The sequence below is a fragment of the Bradyrhizobium sp. P5_C11_2 genome, assembly GCF_054049755.1.
This window is the reverse complement of sequence record NZ_JBFULT010000784.1, coordinates 1-2696: the sequence shown is the minus strand read 5'-3', so window position 1 is coordinate 2696 and position 2696 is coordinate 1. Positions and strand designations below refer to the sequence as shown.

2 protein-coding genes are annotated in these 2696 nt (G+C 59.7%); one reads left to right on the top strand and one right to left on the bottom strand.

Annotation, left to right across the window (positions count from 1 at the left end):
• Positions 1–1242: hypothetical protein (locus tag ACXJL8_RS38480; protein ID WP_456686756.1), on the top strand; the 1242-nt coding region annotated here is incomplete at its 5' end.
• A 227-nt stretch (positions 1243–1469) separates the two neighbouring features.
• Here the strand turns inward: ACXJL8_RS38480 and atzD are convergent.
• Positions 1470–2579, bottom strand: coding sequence for a cyanuric acid amidohydrolase (gene atzD / locus ACXJL8_RS38475; protein ID WP_456622610.1), 1110 nt, complete (start codon positions 2577–2579; stop codon positions 1470–1472).
• Positions 2580–2696 lie beyond the last annotated feature (117 nt).

The window sequence follows — 2696 nt, the reverse complement described above, 5'->3', positions numbered from 1 at the left end:
CTTGTTGACTATACGACGCTCGTATCGGCGGCAAATGTCATCTGCTGCGCGGATGCGATTTACCCCTCGTCGACAAAGAATCCCTATCGATCATTGTTGGCTGGCCAGCCTACTCATCCGGATTCGCCGATGTGGTTGGAGGTGGCGAGTCTTGCGGATTTGGTTGAAGGTATTGTTATCCACGAGACATTGTGCGTGTTGGATGTTGCCGATGGGGATAGAAATCGGGAGTTGGGTCGGTATGTGAAGGACGGCTCGAGGCAGCGCAATATGATGAGTTTCCTTCGCGCTGAATCCATTCTGGAGGAGCTCGACGTTGCTTCGGGGGATTCGATCAATTTTCAGAACTGGATACAGGAAGCCGCAAAATCCGGGGCTTTGCTCACTTCCTTGATAAACGCTTTATTCGAGCTCCTGAAGCAGCCCGCCTATAGGGGGCTGCCTGATTTATTCTCCCACAGCCAAACTGTATACAAGTTCGACGGCGAAACCGTTTGGTCGCGTGTGCAAGGCCTTGTTGACCCAAAAGAATTGTCGCGCGCCTTTCGCCGGAAGCTCCGCGAGAATGCGAACAGCATCCAATTGGCCGAGACGTCTCATTTTTATCCAGAGGACATCCTGGGATACTTTTTGCGAGGCCTCTACTACAACGATGTCGCGAAAGTGCGGCGTATTCCCTACCATCCTCATGGCGGACGTTCACCAATAGTCATGTCGGATGGTTTATGGGCAGCCGGAGTCGTTGAGAATTACGCATCTTTGCCGGTGCAGTTCGTTCAGAGGCTTAGACATGAGATCGCTGGTGACGTGAACTCTGTGGCCAGCTGCAATCTCTTCGATCTCGACCTGCCGCCGGTGCTCGGCGCTGTACTACGCGAGGCTAATAAGCCCGAAGATTGTATTCCGATAGCAGTTCAGATGCGCAACACCCYGGCTGCAGTTCAATATCGCAAATGCCTGCAATCCATCTCGGCTCCAGATTCCGGCCTGAAAGTTCTGAGGCTAAAAGCTGACCTCGATGAACTGAAGCAGAATCTGAGGAAGCAGTTGTTGCTAGAACGGCAGACCGTTTCATTCAGCCTCTGGAAATTTTCGTTTCCAATCAAGATTCCCGGGTGGTTGTTCAAGTCCTTTTATTCCCCAGGTCAGATGCACATGCAATTCATTCGGGACCTGGCGCTGTCGTCAATTGGTCTTCGAAGTCTCGAAAGCAGGCTCATCCAGATATTTCGGCATAACTAGTTGAAATTGAGGTGTATCAGCTCGCCCTTGCGGACGCGCGCCGCCAGCCCCACGCCATCGTGCTGCGCCCATTCATTCCAGCTCATCGGCAAAGTCATGAAAGTCAAATCCCCTAGATGCGGTGTCACCTTTTTCGCAAGGTACCGCCCGAATCAACTGAGCCGACGCGAGGGGCAGGGTTGCGCCGGGCGGGGGTCGCATGCGAGCTCGCCTTGCTTGCGCGCGCATCAATTCGAGAGCTTTGCGATCGCCGCAACCGGCCCGCCGCCGGCCGGCCCCTGGTGCTCGGCCCCGCCCGACACATAGACCGCACCGGTACCGGCGAGGCCGGCGATCAGGCCGCCGACGGCGGCGCGGGCGTGGCGTGTCGAGCTGATGTCGGTGTCCTCGAGCATGGTGTGGCGGAAGCCGCGCACGCTGCCGTTCGGCGAGGCCTCGGCCTTTGCGAAGATGTTGACGAGCTCGCGGCACGCTTTTGCCTGCGGCGCGATGCCGAGACCCACGCTGCTCAGCGCTGACATCACTGCGGCGGAATCGATGGCGTCGCTCATCACGGCATGCCCGATCTCGAATTCGCTCGCGGATGACGCTGAATTGCCGAGCACGATGACGACGTTGTGCATCAGCTCGATCCCGGACGAGGTCGAGGCGACCTTCGAGAACAGATCATAGCGTCGCAGCACGTCCTCGTCGCGGACATCGGAAGCAATCTCGCCGAGCGCGACCGCCACTCCAAGCGCGGAGGCGCCGCGCGAATAGGCCATCGAGCCATAGGCGCTCGTCGTCGCCGTCTTGTTGCCGCGCGCGGCTGCGGCCTCGACGCGATCGCTGGTGAGCAGCGGACACTTGATCTGCACGAAGTGGACATCGGCGGGATCGGTGATGCCGGCATCCGCCATCGCGGCCTTCACGGCCTTGGCCGTCTCCGCGATCTGCGCGGCGCGGCCGAGCTCCTCGGGCAGGAAATCCCGCGTGTGCGCCATGCCGATGCTGAGGCGCTTGCCGGACAGGCCTGCCGGGCGCTCAGCCTCGCGCCGCGTGAACACCGTGATATGTGGGCTGAGCACGCCCTCGGTGCCACCCGACATCACGAAGGCGATGCGCTGCTCGACCGCGTCTGGCGAAAGGCCGAGTGCTGGCGCCAGCGCCGTGCACAGCGCGGCAACGGCATATTCCCGCGTAAAATCGTTGACGCCGCCATTGCCCTCGGTCTTGCCGAGGATGGCCAAAATCGTTGTCGGATCGATCGCGCCGGAGCCGATCATGGCCATGAGGCCGGAGACGTCGCCGGGGCCCTTGGTGGCGATCCTGATGACGCCGACCGATGTGGTACGCATTGTAGTCCTCACATGGAGTTCAGGAGTCCGGCGGACAAAACAGCCGCTGAACCGGGGCGGCTGTCAAGATGTCAAGGCAAGTCGCGCTGTCGTCCTGGCGAAAGCCAGGACCCATAC